Source organism: Faecalibacter rhinopitheci (assembly GCF_015234135.1).
Classification (GTDB): domain Bacteria; phylum Bacteroidota; class Bacteroidia; order Flavobacteriales; family Weeksellaceae; genus Empedobacter; species Empedobacter rhinopitheci.
Genome location: NZ_JADGIK010000040.1, coordinates 1 through 708, shown reverse-complemented (window position 1 = coordinate 708; position 708 = coordinate 1). Strand labels below are relative to the sequence as shown.

At 27.4% G+C, this 708-nt stretch carries 1 protein-coding gene; it reads right to left on the bottom strand.

All coding sequences use genetic code 11. The annotated features are described in order from the left end of the window. Positions 1 to 137: 137 nt before the first annotated feature. Positions 138 to 650, bottom strand: coding sequence for a hypothetical protein (locus IM532_RS13620; protein WP_194184040.1), 513 nt, complete (start codon positions 648 to 650; stop codon positions 138 to 140). Positions 651 to 708: the final 58 nt, after the last annotated feature.

Sequence of the window (708 nt, the reverse complement as noted above, 5' to 3'; positions counted from 1 at the left end):
GTAAGCAAAAGCCAATTAATTGAATAAATTTAAGAAAAAAGTCAATATAATTGGCTTTTTGCGGAATAGAAATCCAAAACTTTAAATTTTGCACTTAACCCGCCATTGCGCCAAACCCTTGTTATACGACGGCGTAATTATTCTTTTTTTAATTTTATTTTTTCTTTGGTGAATCCAATAATAGTATCATTTATTATTACGTATTCTGTAGAATCTGTTCTTAAAATAATCTTTTCATTTCCCCTTTCAACAATTCCGTCTTGATAAGACCAAGAACTTCCAGGATTCAAAAATTCATTTATGCTAAAAGTATTGTCAGGTTTGTATATATTTATTTGATATTTCTTATTGTTTATGTAGAAGCTATAAGTTTCGTAAATTCTGTCTTGATGCCTATCAATTGCTAAAGACCATAAAAAATAAGCAATTATAGAGGAAACAAATGAGTTTATTATAAAATATCGTGAAATTGATTTCTTTTTTAAAACCCATAAGATTCCAGCTATTAATAAATTGATTATTATAATAATTGGAATAATTATAATAAGTGCAATTGAAATACTCGGATCTGGATCTTCAAAATAGAACCAAATCCAGATAAGTATAAAATCAATTATTAATAGAAATATAATTTTTAGAAGATTTTTCATTTAACGCAATGTCTGTTAACGCTGTCGTATAACGAGCCGAGTATTTGCGAAGAACGGG

Coding starts and splice junctions, on each gene's coding strand:
- IM532_RS13620 (WP_194184040.1), bottom strand. CDS start 650: ATGAAAAATCTTCTAAAAATTATATTTCTATTAATAATTGATTTTATA.